This is a genomic window from Streptomyces sp. NPDC026301, from assembly GCF_055567935.1.
This window is the reverse complement of the sequence record NZ_JBVHPN010000007.1, coordinates 375,907-394,872: the sequence shown is the minus strand read 5'-3', so window position 1 is coordinate 394,872 and position 18,966 is coordinate 375,907. Positions and strand designations below refer to the sequence as shown.

16 protein-coding genes are annotated in these 18,966 nt (G+C 69.5%); 9 read left to right on the top strand and 7 right to left on the bottom strand.

The window, feature by feature from the left end; genetic code table 11:
* Nucleotides 1–52: 52 nt before the first annotated feature.
* From ACZ4MH_RS15270 to ACZ4MH_RS15250, 5 genes are all read right to left on the bottom strand, one after another.
* Nucleotides 53–1,399: an ATP-binding protein gene (locus ACZ4MH_RS15270; protein WP_351587326.1), complete on the bottom strand. Its 1,347-nt coding sequence runs from the start codon at nt 1,397–1,399 to the stop codon at nt 53–55.
* Between the two features lie 339 nt (nt 1,400–1,738).
* Nucleotides 1,739–2,197: an N-acetyltransferase gene (locus ACZ4MH_RS15265; protein WP_351587328.1), complete on the bottom strand. Its 459-nt coding sequence runs from the start codon at nt 2,195–2,197 to the stop codon at nt 1,739–1,741.
* A 239-nt stretch (nt 2,198–2,436) separates the two neighbouring features.
* Nucleotides 2,437–3,054, bottom strand: coding sequence for a hypothetical protein (locus ACZ4MH_RS15260; protein WP_351592257.1), 618 nt, complete (start codon nt 3,052–3,054; stop codon nt 2,437–2,439).
* 91 nt (nt 3,055–3,145) lie between these two features.
* Nucleotides 3,146–4,528, bottom strand: a complete 1,383-nt coding sequence (locus ACZ4MH_RS15255; protein WP_351592254.1) for a hypothetical protein — start codon at nt 4,526–4,528, stop codon at nt 3,146–3,148.
* Nucleotides 4,529–4,936: 408 nt separating this feature from the next.
* The gene (locus ACZ4MH_RS15250) at nt 4,937–5,983 is read right to left on the bottom strand and encodes a LacI family DNA-binding transcriptional regulator (protein ID WP_351592251.1); all 1,047 of its coding nucleotides are present in this window, start codon (nt 5,981–5,983) and stop codon (nt 4,937–4,939) included.
* A gap of 153 nt (nt 5,984–6,136) precedes the next feature.
* Here ACZ4MH_RS15250 and ACZ4MH_RS15245 point away from each other — a divergent pair, with 153 nt between their 5' ends.
* Genes ACZ4MH_RS15245 through ACZ4MH_RS15230 form a run of 4 tightly spaced genes read left to right on the top strand, consistent with a single transcriptional unit; the run spans nt 6,137 to nt 11,586 of the window.
* Nucleotides 6,137–7,438, top strand: a complete 1,302-nt coding sequence (locus ACZ4MH_RS15245; RefSeq protein ID WP_351592248.1) for an ABC transporter substrate-binding protein — start codon at nt 6,137–6,139, stop codon at nt 7,436–7,438.
* A 7-nt stretch (nt 7,439–7,445) separates the two neighbouring features.
* On the top strand, nt 7,446–8,390 hold the full coding sequence (locus ACZ4MH_RS15240) for a carbohydrate ABC transporter permease (RefSeq protein ID WP_351592245.1): 945 nt from the start codon (nt 7,446–7,448) through the stop codon (nt 8,388–8,390).
* Complete coding sequence (locus ACZ4MH_RS15235) at nt 8,390–9,208, top strand: carbohydrate ABC transporter permease (RefSeq protein ID WP_351592243.1); 819 nt, start codon at nt 8,390–8,392, stop codon at nt 9,206–9,208. The genes ACZ4MH_RS15240 and ACZ4MH_RS15235 overlap by 1 nt, the downstream gene beginning before the upstream one ends.
* Nucleotides 9,205–11,586 (top strand): beta-xylosidase/alpha-l-arabinosidase, encoded by a 2,382-nt coding sequence (locus tag ACZ4MH_RS15230; RefSeq protein WP_351592240.1) that lies wholly within the window; start codon nt 9,205–9,207, stop codon nt 11,584–11,586. The genes ACZ4MH_RS15235 and ACZ4MH_RS15230 overlap by 4 nt, the downstream gene beginning before the upstream one ends.
* 22 nt (nt 11,587–11,608) lie before the next feature.
* Here ACZ4MH_RS15230 and ACZ4MH_RS15225 read toward each other — a convergent pair whose 3' ends face one another.
* Both ACZ4MH_RS15225 and ACZ4MH_RS15220 read right to left on the bottom strand, forming a co-directional pair.
* The gene (locus ACZ4MH_RS15225; protein ID WP_351592238.1) at nt 11,609–13,039 is read right to left on the bottom strand and encodes a purine-cytosine permease family protein; all 1,431 of its coding nucleotides are present in this window, start codon (nt 13,037–13,039) and stop codon (nt 11,609–11,611) included.
* A 65-nt stretch (nt 13,040–13,104) separates the two neighbouring features.
* A complete protein-coding gene (locus tag ACZ4MH_RS15220) occupies nt 13,105–14,091 on the bottom strand; it encodes a flavin reductase (protein ID WP_351592235.1) in 987 nt (328 codons plus the stop codon).
* A gap of 196 nt (nt 14,092–14,287) precedes the next feature.
* Between ACZ4MH_RS15220 and ACZ4MH_RS15215 the strand changes: the two genes are divergently transcribed.
* From ACZ4MH_RS15215 to ACZ4MH_RS15195, 5 genes are read left to right on the top strand one after another with little or no spacing between them, the layout of a single operon-like run.
* The gene (locus tag ACZ4MH_RS15215) at nt 14,288–15,433 is read left to right on the top strand and encodes an LLM class flavin-dependent oxidoreductase (protein ID WP_351592232.1); all 1,146 of its coding nucleotides are present in this window, start codon (nt 14,288–14,290) and stop codon (nt 15,431–15,433) included.
* A 1-nt stretch (nt 15,434) separates the two neighbouring features.
* Nucleotides 15,435–16,112 (top strand): amino acid synthesis family protein, encoded by a 678-nt coding sequence (locus tag ACZ4MH_RS15210; protein ID WP_351592229.1) that lies wholly within the window; start codon nt 15,435–15,437, stop codon nt 16,110–16,112.
* Entirely contained in the window at nt 16,109–16,660 is a 552-nt protein-coding gene (locus ACZ4MH_RS15205; RefSeq protein ID WP_351592226.1) for an amino acid synthesis family protein, read from the top strand. Before ACZ4MH_RS15210 ends, ACZ4MH_RS15205 begins: the two co-directional genes overlap by 4 nt.
* 23 nt (nt 16,661–16,683) lie before the next feature.
* Nucleotides 16,684–17,445 (top strand): alpha/beta fold hydrolase, encoded by a 762-nt coding sequence (locus ACZ4MH_RS15200; RefSeq protein ID WP_351592223.1) that lies wholly within the window; start codon nt 16,684–16,686, stop codon nt 17,443–17,445.
* Entirely contained in the window at nt 17,445–18,941 is a 1,497-nt protein-coding gene (locus tag ACZ4MH_RS15195; protein WP_351592220.1) for an aldehyde dehydrogenase, read from the top strand. The genes ACZ4MH_RS15200 and ACZ4MH_RS15195 overlap by 1 nt, the downstream gene beginning before the upstream one ends.
* Nucleotides 18,942–18,966: the final 25 nt, after the last annotated feature.

Below are 18,966 nucleotides of genomic sequence, written 5' to 3'. Positions count from 1 at the left end.
TGAGGTTCTCTGCCGTCGGAACTGGTGTGTCCCGGGCATGTGAGAGGGGCCGTCATGGGTACGGGCCGAGCCGGGCGCAGGCCTGGTCGATCGCGTCCCGCCCCACGCCCGCGTCGGGGTCGCGGCCCCGGGCGGCGCAGACATGCGAGGTGATCTTCGCCCAGGTGCGGAAGTTGCCGCGGGCGATCTGCTCATCCGCCCGTCCCAGGTCGACCGGGTCCGCGTCCTCCCACACCGGGTGAAACAGGCGCAGCGTCTGCGGCACGTGCTCCGTGTCGAGGCGGCTGACCTGGTGCCAGGTCAGGACCCGGGAACGCATCGCCGCTGCCCGGGCGAGCGCCCGCTCACTGCCCGCCCCGCAGAGCACCAGGGCGGCCGCACAGCCCGGCGAGTCCCACAGCTGCCGCAGGTAGTCCAGCACCGGCGGTGACAGACGCTGCGCGTCGTCGAGGAACAGCACACCCGGCTCGGCCAGCGCCTCCGTCAGCGCCTGGTCGACCGGTCCGGCACGGTGGGTCAGGGACCCCGATGGCAGCCCCAATGCCTCGCACAACGCGGCCCGCACCTGCGGCAGGCCGGGCCTGACTCCCACCATCACCCGCCACACCGGCACCCGGCCGGGCAGCAGGTGCAGAGCCTGCTCGACCGCGACCGTCTTCCCCAGTCCCGTGTCCCCGTACACACAGCCGATCCCCCGCGCGGCGACCGTGTGCCCCACCGCCTCCACCACCCCGGCCACCTGCCGCGTGGACACCAGTCGCGCCCCCGGCGCGTACAGGCGCACCCCGCCGGCCACCCGGGTACGCGTCACCGCGCCGGGCCGCTGTTCACCGCCCGTACCGGACGGCTCGGCATCCGGGCCGTCCACGACCGGCGGACCGTTCGCACCATCTGCGAAGCCGAGTTCGGCCAGTGCCCGGTCATACAGGCTCGGCTCCACCCGGCCCGACGCCGCGCGGGCGACCTGAAGCACCCGGCCCGCACGCAGCTCGTCCTTGATCGCACGGTGCAGCGTCGCCAAGGACGGCACAAACTCCGCCCCCCAGTGTTCCAGCACGCCCTCGTCCTGCGCCTGGAGCATCCTTCGGCGCAGCTCGGCGACGTTCCCGCCGGCCTGGGTGAGCACCTCCCACAAGGCGTCGCCCACCACGAACCCGCCCTGCCGCGGCCGCGCCTCCACCCGCCCCTCGCGTCCCTCGGCCAGCCACCGCCACACCGTCCGCTCCGTCACCCCCGCCAAACCGGCCGCGATCCGCACGTGCAACGACGACAGACCGCCCTCACCCCGGTCCACCGCCAGCAGCCGCCGCACCACCACGGCCCGCTCCACCCGCCCGGCCACCGCCAAAACAGCCGGACCCGGCACCGCCTCCCCCACCGGGGCCTGTAAAACCGTCACACGGCCAACCCCACCCGCCCCGGCCACCCACCTGTACAGAAACAGGCAAACCCAACACAGTTGGACCGCGACCTGCTACTAACCACACCGTGACAGCCACCCGGTCACCCCACGACAGCAACCAGTTCCACGACCCGGCCCGTGGACTGCTGTCAGCACCCCGCCCCGCTGACATCGCCCTGTACTGGCCCTGGCCCACCTACGAAGGCACCTGCATGCCAGCAGTGGTGGCAACTACCGTTCCGGCTCAGCGAGCCTCACGTCCGACCGGTCAAACGGCATCTGCGACAAGAAGGCGTCCCAGCGCCTCTTCCCCAGTCAGAGGTGGGGCGCTGGCAGTCAGCGACGTGCCCGGTGGAGGCGTCGGTCCAGTATTGGCTTGTGGCGTCCGGGCCGACTCTCCAAAATGTGCTCGCATGTTCGCGCTCCTGCCGCGAACTCGGCGCCGGTGCGTGCCGTCATCGCCCGGAAGAACGCCCGACCATCCGGGGACTGGCTGCTGGTCGTCCAGCGATAGCCGGGACCGTCCAGGAGTGCCCTGTCGACGAGGCGTGTGCCGAGACCTTGCCGCTGCACTTCCGGGGAGAGCGAGATTTTCGAAATGACGCCCCGCTCGCACTGATGACAGACCTTCCACACGAGCCGCGCATCGGATATCCCGTCGCGGCCGTAGACGCGAATATCCTGGAAACCAGCAGGCCGCGTCGCGGCGCGCAGCAGAAAGAACCACTCGGTCCTCGGACGGCGAAGAAGCATCCACCGCCAACGAAACTCATCCAGCCCGTCAGGCGTCCTCATCGGAGCTCCTTCGCCAGTCCACTGCCGAGTCCGAGTCTCGCGGGCGTTGCTGCGGTTGTCCTTCAAACGGTAGGAACAGCCACCTCCACGACAGCCGACCTACCCCACACTGGTTGGAAAACAGCAGCCGCTTGGTCACCTCATGACAGCGGACCTGGCCGCAACTATCCCCATGACCAGGCACCCAGCATCCCGTCCTGCTGACACCCACCCAATGCCACCAACGCGCCCACTCACAGTCAGTCCCCGAGGTTTTCCGGTGGCACTTTCGCTGTCACCGCCGCGGGAAGGCTGCCGGTGAGGATGAGCTCACGCGGCAGAGACAGGTGGAAGTGGTTCTCCAGCGCCGTCAGCGTCGGAGGCGTCTCGTCGTAGTCCTCCGGGAAGTCAGGCAGGAACGGATCATCAACAGCTCCGGCCTCTTCAAGCGCCGGTACCAAAAACTCCAATCCGCCCTCGGGGCGCTCACCGAAGTCGAAGCGGCCAACGGTGGCACCATCGCGGTAGTACCAGCACTCCCTCGGCGGGTCATCCGGCTTGGCCGTCAGATGCAACACCTCCACGCCGCCGGCGGAGACCTCGGGCCGGGCCCACCAGGCTTTGGACGGCCAGCCCTGCTCCACCGCGAACGACCAGCCTGCACACTCACCCAAGCGCGCCACACGTGCCGAGACCCGGTCGTTGTACGTCATGGCGCGCGTCTCGGCCGCGGTCATCGGCTCAAGGATCGCCCTCGCGTCGGCACCCAGGCGCACCGCGAGATCGGGCGGGGTGATGCCACGGGCGAAGGTGACGAACAGTACAGGGCTGTCTGGGCGCAGCCACTCCTCGGCCAGCCACACAATGCCGTCACTCACGTGTCGTGCTCCTCTCGGATCGAGGCGCATGACCGGGACAGGAATACTTTCCTGTCCCGGTCACGCTGTGGCCGTGCCCCTTATGGTGCGGTCACGGCTTGGGCACCGTACAGGTCAGCTTGTCCGCGGTGGAGCAGTGCGCGAACTCGGGAAACGCCACCCAATATTCGTCCTTATCGAGCAGGCGGTACTTCGACGGCGAGGAGAACGTGCCGGAGAAGGGCTGCATCGACTGGGTGTTCTGGTAGTTCGACATCGAGGAGCGTCCGCAGACCTCCTTGTACGTCGGCGCGGGGAAGCGGGTGTCGTCATACAGCTTCCACACACCGGTGCTGTAGCGGGTGGCGTAGGTCTGCAGGCAGTCGTTGCCGGTGTCGACCTCGTTCAGTCCGCCCAGTGAGGCTGGCATGCCGCCGGAGTTGTAGGAGGCGGCGTAGGCGAACTCGTCGCAGCTTGGGGTGTCGCTGGTGTCGATCGGGGTCGTGTCCGGGTTGCCGTAGGTTTTCGCCCACTGGTCGGGGCAGATCCGCTTCCGGTTGAGGTTGGAGTCTCGCACCGATGCGGGCAGGTACTGGGTCGGCTTGTCCGCGGACTTGGAGCCGGGATGGTTGGGCAGCTTGGTCTGGATCAGCCAGGCGTGGGCCACGGCAGCCGGCGCCTTCTTGAAGTTCATCACCCAGGTCGGCTTGTACGCGTCGAAGACGCAGCCCGGCGTGGTGGAGGCCTGCACGTCGCAGCGGACATCGAAGTCGGGCGTGGAGTTGCCCAGCGATTGCGGCACGGTGACCCCGGGGGCACCGTTGACATCGCCGCTGTAGGACCAGTCAAGCTGCAGGCCGGCAACCGGGGTGGCGGCCTCGCCCGTCCACTCGTGGGTGAATGTCGCGTAGGCGGCGTGCAGGTCCTGGCCGGCAGTTGCCCAGGACGGTGATCCGTCCCATGCCGGAGCCGAGGTGCTGCACTGCGGGGAGCACTTGAACGTCGGCTTCATGGTGAACGACTTGCCGCCGAAGCCGGCCCCGCTGATTGTGGTGATGAAGGGATCGGCCGGGACGAGGGCCATCTGCTGCTTGAATGTCTTGGACGTGGGGTCCAGCTTGATCTGGATGGACGAGGCGAAGGTGGCTCGCGCCTCGTCGATGGTCCCGTTCGCGTTCTTGAACTTGTATCCGAACTGGATGGGTGTGGCCCACTTCATGCAAGCTTCGGTGCGCTTGAGCCAGTCTTTGCCGACCGAGACGCCGAGGTCGTCGCACCAGTCGACGAGGTCCGTGCCCGCCCTCAGCCTTTTCTCGATCCTGTCCTTCTGGGCGGCAGTCAGGTCCTTGGGGTCGCCGACCTTGAAGCACACGGTGGTGTCGCCTTGCTCGGTGCAGGTCTCGTTCGGTGTGCCATCGGCGCTTCTGGCGCTGCTGGCCGCCGTCGGGGTGTTGCGCCGCCCGGCCTCGGGGTTCTGGTACTTCTCCAGGTCCACCGCGGGAGCATTCTTGTCCGGTTCCGGCAGCGTGATGCTCAGCTGACGGCCGCGGGTGTGGAACTTTGCCCATGCCGACCACTCGGTCTCGTACAGGCTGCCATCCTAGGCGGAGGTGCGGAAGGTGTAGGTGGTGTTGGTCTTCAGGTCCCCGTAGACGAGGCTCACCTTCGCGGTGCCGCCGGAGGTGACGTAGTCGGACACGACCACGGCACACGACCGCAAGCACCAGACGGCCTGCGGACAGCACGATGACGCCGAAGGCCAAGCACTGCAGCTCGACCGCCCCCAAGACCTCGACCCACCACCGCACCACCAGGACATCAGCCTGCCCTCCCCGCAGGCAAGACCCGGACCGGCAGCGGCCATACGACCGTCGGCCAAGCGCCTCACCGCCGGCCGAGCCCCTCATCCGCGGCCGTGTGCCCGTCGTAGGTCGGTCGCCGGTGGGGCCGTGCTTTGGCGTGTTACCAGGCGGGTGGCCAGTTCCATGCGCAGGTCGTCCTTGGCCGGGTCCCGGGGGCGCAGCAGCATCTGGGCTGCCTCTTCGGCCATTTGCCGCAGCGGCTGGTGGACCGTTGTCAGGGCGGGGCTGACCCACTGGGCGAGTGGGACGTCGTCGTAGCCCACCACCGACAGGTCTGCCGGCACGCTCAGGCCTTTGAGGCGTGCTGCCTCCAGTACGCCGAGCGCCTGCAGGTCGCTGCCGGCGAAGACGGCGGTGGGCCGGTCGGGCCCGTCGAGCAGTTCGGTGGCGTGGGCGAAGCCGCCCTGGACGTGGAAGTCGCCGTGCCGGACGTGGCGCGGATCGACTTCCAGGCCCGCCATGGCCATGGCGGAGCGGAAGCCGTCGAGCCGGGCCAGGGAACACATCATGTCCTCGGGCCCGGTGATGATGGCGATGCGTCGGTGCCCGCACTCGATGAGGTGGCGCGTCGCGGCCATCCCCCCGGCCCAGTTGGCCGAGCCGACGGAGGGGACGTCCGGCTCGGGGTCGCCGGCCGGGTCGATGATGACGAACGGGATGGCGCGCGACCTGAGCTGCTTCTTCACCCGGTCCGGCAGCGTGGAGAAGACCAGGACCACGCCGAGCGGGCGGCGGCGCAGCACGCCGTCCACCCAGTCGGGGGCGGGGGCGTGGCGGGTGCCGCTCTCGGTGAGGACGACGCTGGCACCGTTCTCCTTCGCGACGTTCTCGACGCCGCGGATGAGCTCCATCGCCCAGATGCTCTCCAGTTCGGGAAAGACCAGCTCGATCAACGGTGCCTGAGGCGCGGCCTGGGCGCGGCGGCGGTAGCCGTGGGTCTCCAGCAGGCTCTCGACCTTGCTCCGGGTGGGCCGGGAGACATCGGAGCGGCCGTTGAGAACTTTCGAAACTGTCGAAAGGGAGACGCCGGCCTGCGTTGCCACCTCGGCCAGGGTCACCCGGCCTTCCACCTCGTCGTCATCACGCATGTGCGCAGGATAGAACACGCGGTAGCGCGCGGCTGCGTGGTAACGGTTCGGTCGCGCGACTGCACGGCCGTTGACCGCTCACCGAAGCCTCCCTTACGGTCCGGAACTGCAGCGAATTTCGGCACTTCAGCCGAAACTTTCGAAAGGCAGACGATGAAGATACGTGCGCGGATGCCCCGCATACTCGCCGGAGGCACGGTGCTGGCCCTGGCGCTGACCCTGTCGGCCTGCGGGAGCGGCGACGGTGCGGCGGCCTCCGACGGGAAGATCCACGTCCTCGTCTACGGAGACGCCACCAACAAGGTCGAGAAGCAGATCGTCGCCACCTTCAACAGGACATCGAAGGTGAAGGCCGTCCTGGACACCGTCCCGGGCGCCGACTACCAGCAGAAGCTCCAGACGATCATCAACACCCCGAAGGCCCCGGACGTCTTCTTCAACTGGGGCGGCGGCAGCGTGCAGCCCTTCGTCGGGGCGGACCTGCTCATGCCGCTGGACGACTTCATCAAGGACGATCCGGGGCTCAAGTCGAAGTTCCTGCCGTCCGTCTTCGACACCGCCGTCATCGACGGCAAGTCCTACGGCATCCCGATGCGCGGCACACAGCCGGTCCTGCTCTTCCACAACAAGAAGGTGCTGGCCGACGCCGGCGTGCGGCCGCCGAAGACCTGGGACGACCTGCTCGGCGCGGTCAAGGCACTCAAGAAGAAGGGCATCACACCGATCGCCCTCGGCGGCGGCGACCAGTGGCCGACCCTGATGTGGTTCGAGTACCTCTACGACCGCGTCGCCGGGCCCGGGCTCTTCCAGAAGGCGCTGGACGGCGACAAGAGCGCCTGGGCGAGCGCGGACAGCAAGAAGGCCCTCGGCATGCTGAAAGAACTGGTCGACGCCGGTGCGTTCGGTACGAACTACGACTCGGTGAAGTTCACCGACGGCGGCTCGCCCGCCCTCCTGGCCAGAGACAAGGCCGCCTTCGAGCTGATGGGCTCGTGGGAGTACGCCACGCAGCAGGACGCGGACAAGGAGTTCGCCGAAAAGGACCTCGGCTACGGCATCTTCCCCAAGGTCGAGGGCGGCAAGGGCGACCAGGCCAACCTCGTCGGCAACACCAACAACTTCTACTCGGTGCTGAAGAAGACGCAGCACCCCGAGGCCGTGGCCGAGTTCCTCAAGCTCATGTACTCCGACGAGTTCGTGAAGAAGCAGCTGTCCATCGGCAACCTGCCGACCACAACGAACACCGAGAAGTTCCTGGACACCTCGGCCGACCCGGAGTACTCGAAGTACCAGTTCGACCTGGTCAAGAAGGCTCCCTCGTTCCAGCTGTCGTGGGACCAGGCGTATCCGCCCGCCGCCAACACGCCCATCCGCCAGGCCGTCCAGCAGTTCGTCAACGGGCAGACCGATGCCGACGGCTTCATCAAGGCCATGCAGGCCCTCCCCACCGCCTGAGTCCGACATGACCACTCAGATGACGAGCGCCACCGCATCCGCCGCGGCCGGCCGGAGCCGGCAGCAGGGCGGGCAGCTCGCCGACGTCGGCCGTCCCGGGTTCGCCTGGGCGCTGCCCGCCACGGTGTTCTTCGCCGTCTTCGCGATCGCCCCGCTGATCATGGTTGCCGTCCTGTCCTTCATGAGCTGGAGCGGCATCGGAGCGCCCGAGTTCGTCGGCATGGACAACTGGAGCAGGGTCTTCGCGGACCCGGTCATGATCAAGAGCATCTGGCTGAGCCTCCTGGTCACCGTGCTCGGCGTAGCGATCCAGACCCCGCTGAGCATCGTGCTCGGCGTGTGGGCCGCCGGCCGGCAGCGCAACCGCGCGGTGCTGTCCGCGATCTACTTCGTCCCGCTGCTGCTCTCCTCCACCGCGGTCTCCGTACTGTGGCGGGCGCTGCTCGACCCGAACTTCGGCGTTCCGTCCCAGGCCGCGTGGCTGTTCGGCGACGGCAACCTCTTCGGCGGGCAGGCCACCGCCATCGGGGTGCTGGCCTTCGTCAGCACCTGGCAGTTCACGCCCTTCCACACCCTGCTCTACCAAGGCGCCGCGCGGGCGATTCCGCGCGTGCTCTACCAGGCCGCGGAGATCGACGGCGCCGGACGGTACCGGCAGTTCTTCCACATCACCCTGCCGCAGCTGCGCAACTCGGTCATCACCTCGATGATCCTCATGGTCGTCGGCGGGCTCACCACGTTCGAGACGGTCCTGATCCTCACCCAGGGCGGCCCGGGCACGGACACCACCATCAGCGCGTACTACATGTACCAAAAGGCCTTCAAGTACTTCGACTTCGGCGCCGGTGCGGCCGTCGCCCTCGTCCTGGTCGTGGCGGCGACGGTCATCTCGCTCGTCGTGGTGCGCGTGTCCGGCTACGACAAGATGCGCAGCGCCATGGAAGGTCTGTGATGAAGCGACGTCCCCACTACCTCGCGGGCGCCGGCTCGCTCGGGTGGCTCTGCCTCGTCGGCCTGCCGCTGTACGTGATGCTCACGGCGACGCTGCGATCCCGGTCCGACTATGCGGCGGGCGGCCCGCTGGCCTTCCCCGACGACATCACCTTCGACAACTACACGCGCGCGCTCGCCGGCGGCTTCGGGCGGTACTTCCTCAACACGGTGATCGTCACCGTCAGCGTGGTCGCCCTGGTGCTGCTGCTCGTGCCACCTCTGGCGTACGCCATCGTGCGCAGCCACTCCAGGATCACCTCGGGCGTCTTCCGGCTCTTCCTGCTGGGCTTGGCCATTCCGGCCCAGGCGGTGATCGTCCCGATGTTCTACCTCATCAGCCAGGCCGGCCTCTACGACAACCTCATCGGCGTCGTCCTGCCCACCGCCGCCTTCTGTCTGCCGATCTCCGCACTGATCCTGAGCGGCGCCATGCGCGACATCTCCCGCGAGCTGTTCGAGGCCATGGCGATGGACGGCGCCTCGCCGCGGCGGATGTTCTTCCAGCTCGTCCTCCCCCTGTCCAAGGGCGGACTCTCCACCGTCGTGGTGTTCTCCGCGCTCCAGGCGTGGAACGGCTTTCTGTTCCCCCTGGTACTGACCCAGTCCGACGCCTCCAAGGTCATCACCCTGGGGCTGTACAACTTCCGCACCGAGCACGGCATCGACATCCCGGGGCTGCTGGCCGCCGTGGTCCTGTCGATGGTGCCCGTCCTGATCGTCTACCTGTTCGCCCGTCGTGCCCTGGTCCAGGGCCTGATGGGCGTCGGAGGAAAGTGACCGCCAACGTGGCCGCAGAGACAACCCCCGTCCTTCCCGTCTGGAACGACCCCGCCCACGACATCGACACCCGCGTCTCCGCCCTGATGGCCGCCATGACCGTCGAGGAGAAGGTCGCCCAGCTCTTCGGCGTGTGGGTCGGCGCCTCCGACGAGGGCGGCGAAGTCGCGCCCCACCAGCACGAAATGGAGGAGCCGGTCGACCTCGACACCCTCCTGCCGGCCGGCCTGGGCCAGCTGACCCGCCCGTTCGGCACGGTCCCCGTGGACCCCGCGCTCGGTGCGCTCTCCCTGATGCGCACCCAGCAGCGGATCGTCTCGGCGAACCGCTTCGGCATCCCGGCGCTGGCCCACGAGGAATGCCTCGCCGGCTTCGCCGCCTGGGGCGCCACCGCCTACCCCGTACCGCTGTCCTGGGGAGCGACCTTCGACCCCGCCCTGATCCGCCGGATGGCCGCGGCGATCGGCCGGGACATGCGGTCCGTCGGCGTGCACCAGGGCCTCGCCCCCGTACTGGACGTGGTACGGGACGCCCGCTGGGGGCGGGTGGAGGAGACCATCGGCGAGGACCCCTACCTGGTCGGCACGGTCGGCACCGCGTACGTCCAAGGGCTGGAGTCCGCCGGGATCGTCGCCACCCTGAAGCACTTCGCCGGTTACTCCGCCTCCCGCGCGGGACGCAACCTCGCCCCCGTCTCCGCGGGCGTGCGGGAGCGCGCCGACGTGCTGCTCCCGCCGTTCGAGATGGCCGTGCGGGAGGGCGGGGCCCGGTCGGTGATGCATGCCTACACCGACACCGACGGCGTGCCCGCAGCGGCCGACGAAGAACTGCTGACCGGATTGCTGCGGGACACCTGGGGCTTCGAGGGGACGGTCGTCGCCGACTACTTCGGCATCGCGTTCCTGCGCACCCTGCACGCGGTGGCGGGCAGTTGGGGGGAGGCGGCGGCAGCGGCCCTCGGCGCGGGAGTCGACGTGGAACTGCCCACGGTCAAGACGTTCGGCGAGCCCCTGCGGGAAGAGATCGCCGCCGGGCGCGTCCCCGAAGCCCTCGTCGACCGCGCACTGCGCCGCGTACTGACCCAGAAGGCCCAGCTCGGACTGCTGGACGCGGACTGGAACCCGGTGCCGTCGGCCCTGGCGGCGGCCGACCGGGAAGACACCGAAGCGCTGCGCGGCACGGTCGGCCTGGACACCGCGGCCAACCGCGAGCTGGCCCGCGAGGTCGCCGAGCGGGCGGTCGTGCTGCTGAGCAACGACGGCACCCTGCCCCTGGCACGGCCCCGCAGGATCGCGCTCGTCGGCCCCAACGCCGAGGAGCCGACCGCCGTCCTGGGCTGCTACTCCTTCCCCGTCCACGTCGGAGTACGGCACCCCGAAGTCCCGGCCGGGATCGGCCTGCCGACGCTGCGGGAGGCCCTGGAGCGGGAATTCCCCGATACGGAGTTCACCGTGGCGCGGGGCGCCGGGATCGACAGCGCGGACATCTCCGGGTTCGCCGAGGCCGTACGGGCGGCGGGGGACGCCGATGTCGTCGTCGCGGCGCTGGGCGACCGCGCCGGGCTCTTCGGCCGGGGCACCAGCGGCGAGGGGTGTGACGCCGACTCGCTGGCCCTGCCCGGTGTCCAGCAGCAGCTGCTCGACGCGCTGCTCGACACCGGCACGCCGGTGGTGGCGGTGCTGCTGGCCGGTCGGCCGTACGCCCTGGGCCGCGCCGCCGACGAGGCCGCGGCGCTCGTGCAGTCATTCTTCCCCGGTACGGCGGGCACCACGGCCCTGGCCGGAGTGCTCAGCGGCCGGACGAACCCCTCGGGGCGGCTGCCCGTCAGCGTGCCGCGGAACCCGGGCGCCCAGCCCTCGACATACCTGGCGGCCCCGTTGGCCAGGGCCAGCGACGTGTCGAACATCGACCCCACCCCGGCCTTCGGCTTCGGCCACGGCCTGTCGTACACCGACTTCACCTGGCACGACCTCGACGTGGACACCGATGAGACCGGCACGGACGGCGAATTCACCCTCGCCTTCTCCGTGCGCAACACCGGCCACCGCGACGGCATCGAAACAGTGCAGCTCTATCTCCACGACCCCGTCGCCTCGGTCGTGCAGCCGGTCCAGCGCCTCATCGGCTACACCCGCGTCCCACTCGCGGCCGGCGAGTCGCGCCGCCTCCAGGTGACGGTCCCGGCCGACGTCACCTCGTTCACCGGCCGCGACGGCCGCCGCCGCGTCGAGCCGGGCGCGCTGGAACTCCGTCTGGCCGCGTCCAGCACCGACCCCCGTCTCACCGCCACGGTGGTACTGACCGGGCCGCCCCGGCACGTGGACCACACCCGGCGGCTGCACGCACGGTTCCGGCCGGTGACCGATCACGAGCGGTGAGCGCCGCCCGCTCCCGCTCTTCTCAGGATCCGGTGACTGCCGCGGTGTCCCCCGTGCGCGTCTCCTCGGACGCCGGCGTGCCGGCGTGTGTCCACAGGGGCTTTTGACGGTACGTCAGCAAGTACAGCACCGTGGCCGCGGCGGCCGCGACGAACATGCTCAGGTCGCCCGCGTGCGGGTAGGCCGCCGCGAACGGGCCCGTGTAGAGGCTGGAGCGCCAGAACGGCACCGAGGCCAGCACGCCGCCCGCCCAGGCGATGACGCCCCAGTTGAGCACCCGGCCCTTGTCGTACAGTTCGGCGATCCGGCGGGGGTCGCTCCGGCCGCCCAGGTAGTAGTCGAGCAGCAGCACAGTGGCGAAGGGCGCGATGAAGTACGCGGTCAGGTTGAGGAAGACCGCGAACTTCTCCTCGGTCCCCGCCTCGCCCCACAGGCTGATCACATAGGCCAGCGCACAGATGATGACAACTGCCTGGGTCCGGCTGACGGGGATCTTGAGGGTCTGGACGGAGATCGCACCGCCGTAGACATTGAGGAAGTTCTGCGCGAGCGCGGAGAGTGTGATCGCGATCAGCGCGGGAACGGCGAACGGCCCCGCCAGCTGGTGCACCGCGGTGATGGCGTCCGAGCTGGTCGCGCTGCCGCCGACCAGGGCGCCCAGGATGCCGAGCCAGCAGATGGTGACGAAGTTGCCGAGACCGGTGTACAGGGTCGTACGCCGCACGACGTGCGGGGTGTCCGGCAGGTAGCGCGAGTAGTCCGAGGCGAAGGGCGCCCAGGCGACCAGGAAGGAGAGGAATCCGGCACCGAAGGTGATCCAGCCGCCGGTGGCGCCGGTGTAGCCGGAGGCGTGCGCGTTGGCATCGAAGGTGCCGGCGCCGCGCACCAGGGCCACGACCGTGATCAGCAGGAACAGCGGGGCGAGGACATAGGTCAGCATCCGCTGCAGGAAGTTGATCATGTTGTAGCCGTAGATGGCCACCACCACCTCGACCGCGGTCAGCAGCAGCGCGCAGACCCAGAACGGCAGGTGGGTCAGTTCCGCGAACGCCTTGCCGCCGAGGATGACGGTGACCGCCGCCCAGCCGACCCCGGCGAAGACGTTGATGTACGCAACGGGCAGGAAGTTCCCGAAGAAGCCGAGCGGACCGCGCGCCTGGATCTGCTGCGGCACGCCCAGCCGCACTCCCATCCGGGACATCACGGCCATCAGTACGGAACCGACCGCGGCGCCGGCCACGATCGCGAGGACCGACGCACCGAAGCTCAGTCCGAAGCCGGCGGCGCTGAAGCCGAGCAGGATGATGGGGAAGTTGAGCCCCGCGGCGAACCACACGAAGAACTGTGAACTGGCCTTGCCGTGCCGCTCGTTCTCGGGAATGTGGTCCACCCCGAAGGGTTCGACTTTCGCGACCGCGCTGCCGTACACCGGCGCCGAGGCGTCGTGGGTCATGACGTGCTCCTGAAAACGGAGAAGAGGGGTTCTTCAGAGGGGGGAGGGATGCGGGTCCGAAAGTTTCACCAGGGCAAAGGTGCCGTCTGCGAGATGTCGAAGAACCCGCCGCCACTGTAGACCAGCGGGGCGACGTCGTGGTAAACGGCGGAGACGACCCGTCCGGTGAAGACGGTGTGGCTGCCGGCCTCGATCCGCTCGCCGATCTCCACCTCCAGCTGGGCGCAGGATCCCTCGATCAGGGGTGCGCCGAAGTCGCCCGCGGCCCAGGACAGGGCGGCGAACTTGTCGTCCCCCTTCGCGGCGAAGACCTTGGCGACCTCGAGCTGGTCGGCGGCGAGGATGTTGATGCCCAGGTGGCTCGCGCGGTGCAGGGCGGGGTGGGTGGCGGAGCTGCGCTGCACGCAAACCAGCACCATCGGCGGATCCAACGAGATGCTGGCGAAGGCGTTGACGGCCAGGCCCTTGGGGGTGCCGTCGTCGTCGGTGGTCACGACGGTCACACCGGTGATGAATTTGCGGTGCACGCCCTTGACGAGGTCGGGGTCCACGGCGGCTTCGTGGGTGGTGGTGATGATCCCGAGCGCCTCCAGCAGCTGACGGGAGTCGAAGGTCACCCACTCCTCGTCCACCGCACTCCCGTCGAAACTGGCGAAGGTCGCGCCGGACACCTCGACCCGCTTGCCGGTGGGCGGTACGCCGAGGAAGGCGCCGGTGTGGCTGCCGGTGCTGCGCCAGCGGATCGCCAGCCGGTCACCGTCCTCGACGATCTCCTCGATCTCCGTTCGCAGGTCGGGGAAGGCCACGCGGACCGCGCGGATGGAGTCCTTGAACCCCTCGCGGTCCTGCACGGTGCCGGCCGGCCCGCGGCGGCGGACGTACGAAGGGCTGAGCAGGTCGTCCAGCGCTCCGACCCGGCCCTGATCCCAGGCGGCCTGCCAGGCGGAGCGGACTCGGGACACACGGTCGGCCGTCCGTGTCGTCGCCCGAGTCTGTGCCTGTGCCTGCGTCCCCATGTGCGTCATGGCGGTCTCCTCGTTCGACTGCTGCATGGCTGTTGTATGGCAGAGGACGCTAAGGAGACCCTCAGGCGATGTCAACACTTGCGTACGAAAGGGCTGGAGAGTGGCGCCAGTCCGGCGACCTGCGCAGGTCAGACCAAGTTTTCCGGCGATCACCTCTTGACGGTGCGGGAATCGCACTCCTAGCCTCCCTGCCATGGCACAGCATGAGCAGAAAGGTTCTCGGATGAGGTTCTCGATATTCCACAACCTCGGAGCACCCGGCCGACTCGGCGAGTACGCCCAGGTCATGGACGAAGCCAGGGAGTTCGCGATCGCCGCGGAACAGGCGGGCTTCTGGTCGACCTGGTACACCGAGCACCACTTCGGGCACGAAGGGTTCGAGATCACCCCGAACCCGGTGCTCATGGGCGCCGACATCGCAGCGCGCACCGACCGCATCCGCATCGGCCAGGCCGCGAGCATCGCCACCTTCTGGCATCCGCTACGGCTCGCCGAGGACATCGCCATGCTCGACCAGCTCTCCGGCGGCCGCGTCGAGGTCGGCCTCGGCCGCGGTCTGTACGGTCGCGAGGCACTGAACCTCAACACGCTGGCCGACCCGCGTGACCAGGAGCAGAACCGGGCGCTGTACGACGAGACCGTGGAAATCCTGCGTAAGGCATGGAGCGGCGAGTTCTTCGCCCACAAGGGACGGTTCCACGAGTTCCCGGCGCCGGGCGTGCGGTGGAACCACCCGCTCTCCCCCGCCACCCCGGACTACACCGAGGCCGGGGTCATCACGAAGATGCAGGTCACGCCCTCTCCCCTGCAGCGCCCCCACCCGCCGCTCTGGCAGGTGATCGACAGTCCCCGCTCGATCAAGGCCGCCGCGGCCGAGGGCGTGCAGGGGATGTTCTGGCTGCCGCCGGTCTCCGCGCTCAAGGAGCGCTTCACGCTGTACCGGGACACGGCGAGCGAGGCCACGGGCCGCGAGTACGCGCTGGGCGAGGGCATCGGGCTGGTCCGGGACGTCTATGTCGCCGACACCATGGAGCAGGCCCGGGCCGACTTCGAAGAGGCCCTGATGAACACCTACCGGTGGATCACGCACTGGCGCGGCCTCGGCAACATGATGGAAGCCGGCGAGGAGCTGACCGACGCGCACGAGCTGTCGTTCGACTTCCTCCAGCAGCGCAACCTGCTCGTCGGCACCCCCGAGCACGTCGCCGAGAAGATCGCCGAGCTGCGGGACGAGGTCGGCCTGGAGCATCTGCTGCTGTGGACCACCCACCCCGGCCTGCCGCACCACAAGGCCATGCGCAGCCTGGAACTGTTCGCCGACAAGGTCATGCCGCAGTTCACCGCCGGCGCCGACGTCACCGGTGCGTGACATGGACGTACGCAAGGACGACATGGACGTAGGCAAGGACGTGGACGTACCCAAGGACATGGGCGTACGCAAGGTGGTCACCGTCGTCGACGAGGTACTGCTGGAACTCGGCCGGCCGGTCGCCGTGCCGGTGCGCCGGGCCGCGGCCGCCGCGGTGATCCGCAACCCCTGGGCCGGGCGCGGCTTCGTCGCCGATCTCCAGCCGGAGGTCGAGGAGATCGCCCCGGGGCTGGCGCGACTGCTGACCGACCGGGTGGCCGAGGCGCTGGGTGGCACCGACCGCCTGGAGTCCTTCGGCAAGGCCGCGATCGTCGGTCTGGACGGAGAGATCGAGCACGGCGGTGCGCTGATCCACACCCCGTTCTTCGGCAATGTCTTCCGGGAGCTGGCCGAGGGCACCTCGATCATCGTCTTCAGCGACGACCGGCTCGCGGCCGGTGAGCCCCTCACCGTGCCGGTGTGGCACAAGACGGCGGCCGCCACCCGGTCCCACTACCAGACGTGCCACATCCGCATTCCCGACGCGCCCCGCCCGGACGAGATCGTCGTCGTCGCGGCCGGCGCGTCCGGCCCCCGTCCCAACGCACGGATCGGGGACCGCGTCACCGACCCCGCCGTCCGCCTCGCCGACCTGAACGTGAATCCGAACCTGAACCCGAACCTGGAGACAGCACAGTGAACATCCGAAAGATCGTCACCTTCACCGAGAACATCCACACCGAGGGCGGCCGCGCGGTCGACCCGCCCGCCCGCACCGCCGTGGTACTCGCGGTCATCGAGAACCCGTGGGCCGGACAGGGCTTCGTCCAGGACCTCCTGCCGGGGATCGACGAAGTCGCCCCGAAGCTGGGCGAGTTGCTGGCCCCGCGGGTGGTCGAGGCGCTCGGCGCACCGGTCGAGGCGTACGGGAAGGCCGCCATCGTGGGCCTGGACGGGGAGGTCGAACACGGCTCGGCGCTGATCCACACGCTCAAGTTCGGCGACCACTTCCGCAAGGCGGCGAGTGCGACAACACTGCTGCCGGCCGTGGAGAAGCGGGCGGCGGCGGGCACGGTCTTCGACATCCCGCTCAAGCACGTCACGGACGCCACCATCCGCTCGCACCACCAGACCATCGAGGTACGGGTCCCGGACGGACCGCGCGCCGACGAGATCGTCATCGGCCTCGCGGCCGCCTCCCAGGGCCGCCCGCAGGCCCGGCTGGCGCCGCTGACGACGGAGCAGTGAGCACGGTGGGCACCACGGGTCCGGTGACACTGAGCCATGAGGTGCACGGCAGCGGACCCGACCTCGTACTGCTGCACGGTGTCGGGCTCGACCGTGGCATGTGGCAGCGTTGCGTACCGGCACTGGCCGCGCGCCACCGCGTCCTGGCGGCCGACCTGCGCGGGCACGGCGCCTCCCCGGCAGCGGCGGCCGGGGTCACACTCGACGAGCTGGCCGGGGACGTGGCCGCGTTGCTGAACGGACCCGCGCATCTGGTCGGCTTCTCCCTGGGCGCGCTGGTGGCACAGCAACTCGACGTCTCCCGCCCCGAGTTGGTGTCCTCGCTCACCCTGGTCAGCTCCGTCGCCGCGCGGTCCGAGGCCGAGCGCGCGGCGGTGGCCCGGCGCAGGCGGCGGGCCGCCGAGGACTTCGGCGCGTCGGCCCGGGCAGCGGTCGACCGGTGGTTCTCCCCCGCCTGGCGAGCGCGCGAGCCGGAACTCGCCGAACAAGTACACAACACACTGCTGCACACCGACCGCACCTCCTACCTCGCCTGCTACGACGTCTTCGCGACCGCCGACACCGGGCTGTGGCCCCTGCTCCCCCGGATCACCGCACCGACCCTCGCCCTCACAGGTTCCGAGGACCCGGGTTCCACCCCCGAGATGACCCGGCGGCTGGCCGCACGCATCCCGGGCGCCCGCGGCACGGTCGTACCCGACGCCCGCCACCTGCTGCCGCTGGAGCGTCCCGACGACCTCTCCTCGGCGATCCTCACGCACACCGGACAGGAGTGTTTCCGCTGATGACCGCACCCGCGCGACTGCCGCGCCACGACCACTACATCGCAGGCGAGTGGAGTGCGCCCGCCTCCGGCGAGTACTTCCGCAGCCTGAACCCGGCCACCGCCGAGCCCTGGTACGAGGCCGCGAACGGCACCGCCGCCGATGTCGACCGCGCCGTCGCCGCCGCGCGTACCGCCTTCGAGGACCCGCGCTGGCGGGACCTGAGCCAGACCCGGCGCGGTCGGCTGCTGCGCAACCTGGGCGATCTGATCGGCGAGCACGCCGAGGAGCTGGCCAGGACCGAGACGTTGGACAACGGCAAGCTGCTGCGCGAGATGCGCGCCCAACTCGCCGGAATTCCCGAGTACTTCCACTATTACGCGGGCCTCGCCGACAAGATCCATGGGGAGGTGATCCCGGGTGCGAGCCGCGAGCTGCTCAACTACACACTGCGCGAGCCCGTCGGCGTGGTCGGCGCGATCACCCCCTGGAACTCCCCCCTGCTACTGACCGCCACCAAGCTCGCGCCGGCGCTCGCCGCCGGGAACACCGTGGTCGTCAAGCCCTCCGAGCACACCTCCGCTTCACTGCTCGCCCTCGCTCCCCTCTTCGAGCAGGCCGGCTTCCCGCCCGGCGTCGTCAACGTCGTCACCGGCTTCGGCGCCACGGCGGGCGCACCGCTGACCGAGCACCCCGACGTGGCCAAGGTGAGCTTCACCGGCTCCACGGAGACCGGCCGCCGCATCGCCCGGACCTGCGCCGACCGTCTCGTACGCTGCACTTTGGAGCTCGGCGGGAAGTCGCCGAACATCGTCTTCCCGGACGCCGATCTCGACTCGGCCGCCATGGGCGTCATCGCGGGGATCTTCGCGGCCGCGGGGCAGACGTGTGTGGCGGGCAGCCGGGTGCTCGTGCACCGCGAGGTGTACGACGAGATCCTGGAGCGGGTGACCGCGCGGGCCGCGACGATCCGGATCGGCGACCCGTTGGAGGACACCACCGAGCTGGGGCCGCTCGCCCTCGCCGATCAGCTGGCGAAGGTGGAGAGTTACGTGGAACTGGGACAGGCCGAGGGCGGCAAGGTGGTCTGCGGCGGGACGCGGCCGCAGACGGGGCTGGGCGGTTACTTCTACTCCCCCACCGTCTTCACCGGCACCGACAACACGATGCGGATCTGCCAGGAGGAGATCTTCGGTCCGGTCGCCACCGTCATGCCCTTCGGCTCCGAGGACGAGGCGGTGGCCCTCGCCAACGATTCGGCGTACGGCCTGGCGGCGGGTGTCTGGACGCGTGACCTGAACCGTACCCATCGCATGGCAGCGCGCCTGGAGGCAGGCACGGTCTGGGCCAACACCTACCGGTCGATGTCGCCGATGTCGCCCCGGTCCGGCTTCAAGGGCAGCGGCGCGGGCATCGAACACGGCACGGAGGTGATCCGGGAGTACACCCGGCTGAAGAGCGTGTGGATCAACACCAGCGAGGAGCCGGTGGGCGATCCGTTCGTCCTCCGGTCATGAGCCACGTCCCGCCCCGGAACCCGAG